This window comes from Sphingobium sp. ba1 (assembly GCF_000743655.1).
Taxonomy (GTDB): Bacteria; Pseudomonadota; Alphaproteobacteria; order Sphingomonadales; family Sphingomonadaceae; genus Sphingobium.
In genome coordinates this window covers 169,477-173,534 of the sequence record NZ_JPPQ01000006.1, presented here as the reverse complement: position 1 = coordinate 173,534, position 4,058 = coordinate 169,477, and the positions used below count along the sequence as shown (strand labels likewise).

Annotated in this window: 3 protein-coding genes; 1 reads left to right on the top strand and 2 read right to left on the bottom strand. The window is 60.0% G+C overall.

The genetic code is table 11. The features are described 5' to 3' along the window. Positions 1-681: 681 nt before the first annotated feature. Both IL54_RS23580 and IL54_RS22500 read right to left on the bottom strand, forming a co-directional pair. Positions 682-1,628, bottom strand: a protein-coding gene (locus IL54_RS23580; RefSeq protein WP_156106025.1) for an IS630 family transposase whose coding sequence is annotated in 2 segments (ribosomal slippage) — positions 682-1,292 and positions 1,292-1,628 — 948 coding nt in all. Because the reading frame shifts where the segments join, the coding sequence is not laid out codon by codon here. Between the two features lie 36 nt (positions 1,629-1,664). Continuing rightward, positions 1,665-2,027 (bottom strand): transposase, encoded by a 363-nt coding sequence (locus IL54_RS22500; RefSeq protein WP_076605432.1) that lies wholly within the window; start codon positions 2,025-2,027, stop codon positions 1,665-1,667. A 414-nt stretch (positions 2,028-2,441) separates the two neighbouring features. On the opposite strand from IL54_RS22500, the gene IL54_RS00950 reads away from it, so the two are divergent. Next, positions 2,442-3,794 (top strand): IS1380 family transposase, encoded by a 1,353-nt coding sequence (locus IL54_RS00950; protein WP_037472266.1) that lies wholly within the window; start codon positions 2,442-2,444, stop codon positions 3,792-3,794. The last annotated feature ends 264 nt before the right edge of the window (positions 3,795-4,058 follow it).

Sequence of the window (4,058 nt, the reverse complement as noted above, 5' to 3'; positions counted from 1 at the left end):
CGGTAGCTCGTCAGGCTCATAACCTGAAGGTCGTAGGTTCAAATCCTACTCCCGCAACCAATGTCAGTATAATAACCTCACCATAACAATATGACCGCAGAACCCCGCAAGCCAATAGCCTGCGGGCCGTTTCTGTGTCGCGCAAATTTAGACGATGTTCCCGTTGCTCACTAAGCGGATATCAAGGCTCGCTATTCAGCGCCGAGCCGGAATCCAATCCACTATAATTCTGGTTTAATTTTCAGATATTTAATGAAAATGAGATGCGCGGTTAAGCCCCCAGAAAGGCGCCAGTTCGTTCTTGCTGGAATCGGGAATCTCATTGTTTTCCTATTACTTATATCGGATTGGCAGATACAAGGGAACGAACAATAAATGGAACTGGGTAGGAGGATCAAACGACGTGGCTGCCATTATCCATGGCGGGCTTGCTCACCAGCTAAGGATCCCACTCTGTCTTTTCGCCGGGTTTTGCTAATGGCGATAAGCGAACGTCGCTTTGGACGGGGCGGATAGCTGCCGTTCGCGTTGCGTCGCTTCCGATAGCAGTCGACCGATTGTATTGAAAAACCCGTCGCTGAGATCGACCCTAGTGCAACTTAGGCACGGTCTGGAGGGCTCGTCCCCGTTATGCGGGCGCTGGGGTGGCGGGCCTCAGGATCAGATTAGAGCGGTTTCCATTCATTCCGGTTCATAGCCGCATGATTTGAAGTAGTTTGCACATTCGTCGGGCTTGAAGATATCGACGAGCCTGCCGATCAGGTCCCACAGGCCGCTGACGGTGCGCTCTCCTGCCTTGCGGAGCATGGCCTTGAGCCGGGAGAAGGCCTTTTCGATTGGATTGAAGTCCGGGCTGTATGGCGGGAGGAAGCGCAGGGTCGCGCCGGCAGCTTCGATCCTTTCCTTCACGGCGGCCCGTTTGTGGCTCGAGAGGTTGTCCATGATGACCACGTCGCCGGGACGCAGTTCGGGCACCAGCACCTGGGCGACATAGGCTTCGAACCAGTCGCCGTTGATCGGCCCGTCCAGCACCATCGGCGCGACCATGCCATCCATGCGCAGGCCCGCGACCAGCGTGGTGGTCTTGCGGTGGCCGTGCGGGAAGCCCATCCGCAGCCGCTCGCCCTTCCGGCAGCGGCCATGGCTGCGGGTCATGTTGGTGGCGGTCCACGTCTCGTCGATGAAGACGAGGCGTTCGGGTTCGAGGTCGATCTGGCCGTCGAACCAATGCTGCCGTTGCCTCAGGACGTCGGGACGGTCCTGCTCGATCGCGTGACCGGTCTTTTTTTGCGCGTGATCCCGTGACGCACGAAGAAGCGATGCACCGTGCCGATACCGACCAGGGCCCCACGCTCGATCAGCCGCGCCTGAACCTCGACCAAGGTCATGTCGCCCTGCTCTGCGATCAGTTCCCGAATGAAGCCGCCGTGCGCTTCGATCTTACCTGAATGCCGGTCACCGCCGCGCGGCTTGGCAACGGCCCGGCCATGCTCCAACGCAAGCCGTCGCCAGCGGATCGCGCTCGACACGCTGACCCCGAAGCGGGCCGCTGCCGCATGGCAACTCAGCCCACCATCAATCGCTGCGACAACTCGGTCCCGAAGATCCTGTGATAGCGTTCGTGCCATCCATGCTGGCCTCCTGCCACCAGCAGGAAGGCTGAATCACAACGGCGCCGCGAAGGGAATCCCTGACGAGTCAGATCGTGTGGAAACCGCTTTAGCCATCTTGCAGAGGTTTTGAGCGGTGGCGGCAAGGAGGAATTCGTCTTTTGCGCCATTTGTACTTCGCAGGCGCAGGCGGTCCACCCTAGGATGGGTTTGATGTGCGCGAATAGGGTTCTCAACCTTTTTCCACTCGCGGCGGGATGTAGCATAGGCGCCAGTTTTAGACAGATTCCTTGCCAAGTCCCGTGCGCCTTCGTGGAGAGATTGGGCGACTTTGCGGTTGGGCTGGCTAGGGCAGCATTGCGGCCTGAGGGCGCAGGCGTCGCAGTCATATTTACTGGGGTCACTTCTCAGCGGCAATCAACACTCTTTGCTGAAAATTCCCGAAAGCGCTCGTCCCACGCGAAATTTCCGACTATAAAGGCACGGTTTCGTTCGCCACGCAACAATTGTCGGCGAGATAAATCTATCATTCCTCTAACCATAACGCACAAGCCAATGAACAAAAATGGATAGCGCGGTAGCGAGGAAATTGCGAAAGCATGTTGATCGGGGTGCATAACGGGCTCTGACTCAATTTTGATGCAATTGTAGTACAATGACGGCAGTTTTCCCGTCGGGAGCAATGCCATGCACTGTTGTTGCCCCCTAACCCGTCTTATTCACCGGCGGCATGGGATGGGGTTGGCGGACGTGGCGTAAGTTACTGATCTGGAGTAGAGAAAGAGTGCTTAAATCATCCCTCTACGCCGGACAGAAAGTGCCACGACCGCCATGGCAGATGATAGCCTCCTCGGTTTCTCATTCCCAGCGATTTGCCGCAAGAAAATGACCGCCGCCTTCGACGGCGGTCGGCTGACATCCGATGGTGGCGTATTGCTGCTGGCGCAGGCCGAGCGACAGCTTGGCATTGCGGAACGGCTTGCCGCCTGCATTTGCGACCCTCGCGACCAGAGCCGCGTCGTCCACGATCTCGACGACATCCTGCGCGCTCGCATGCTGGCGATCGCCTGCGGCTATGAGGATGCCGATGATCTCGACAGTTTGCGTCACGATCCTGGGTTCAAGCTGGCGCTCGGCAAACTGCCCGGCGGCGTGATCGGCCTGGCAAGCCAGCCAACGATGAGCCGCTGGGAGAATGCGCCGACGACGCGCGAACTGGTGCGTCTGACAGGCGCGCTCGTTGATCTCTACTGCGCGAGCTATCCCGTGCCGCCGGTCGCGGTGACGCTTGATATCGATGAGACGGTTGATGTCGTCCATGGCGGCCAGCAGCTCTCCTTCTGGAACGGCCATTATGGCGAGCGCTGCTTCCTGCCGATCCATGTTTATGACACCGCGACTGGACGTCCGGTGGCGATGCTGCTGCGCACCGGCAAGAGCCCATCGGGGGTCGAGACGGCAGGCCATGTGCGTCGGCTGATCCGGCGCATCCGCCGCCACTGGCCCAATACCCGCATCACGCTACGCGGTGATGGCCATTACGGCCGCCCCGAGATCATGGCGTGGTGCGAGGCGAACGGCATCGACTATGTGTTCGGCCTGCCCGGCAACAAGGCGCTCCATGCCGATCCCGTCATCGTCAATCGCGGCGATGCCTGTGCCACCGACCGGGCGCTGCAGGGATTGGGCGTGCTGCGCCGTTATGCCGAGACTTGCTACGCCGCCAAATCCTGGGGGCCGACCAAACGCAGGGTCGTCGCGCGGATCGAAGCCAGCACTATGGGCCTCGATATCCGCTTCGTCGTCACCTCGATCGAGCTTGGTAGCGCCGAGCACATCTACGACACGCTCTATTGTGCTCGTGGCCAGGCCGAAAACCTCATCAAACTCCACAAGACCCAGTTGAAGAGCGATCGCACCTCGTGCCGATCGGCCAATGCCAACCAGATGCGCCTCATCCTCCACACCGCCGCATATTGGCTGATGTGGAAGCTGCGGCAGGCCGTGCCCGCCACCGCAGCGCTGAGGAACGCCGAGTTCGCCACCATCCGCATCCGCCTCATCAAGGTCGCCGCCCGCGTCGTCGAAACCGCCAGTCGCATCCGCATCGCCTTCGCCAGCGCTTGCCCCGACGCCGACATCTTCCAGCATATCGCCCGCGCCCTCAAACCCGCGCCGACCTGAACGGCGCGGCGCGGCCGCAGATCGATCCACCCTGTCCAGAAACCCCGCAAACCTCTCGGCCAAACGCGATGAAATAGTCGCCACAGGGCAACTCGCGCTGGCCGCCTCAGCCTGCCACCCCGTCCCGGATTAAGCCATCACGCAGCAGCCCGGTGAATAAGAGAGGTTAGCCTCGAAATCGCTGACGTTGAATCCCGGCACACCAAAAAAGGTATCGCGAAAACCGGCAAGGGGGCGTGACGGGCTCGTCAGAGAGCCTTGCGT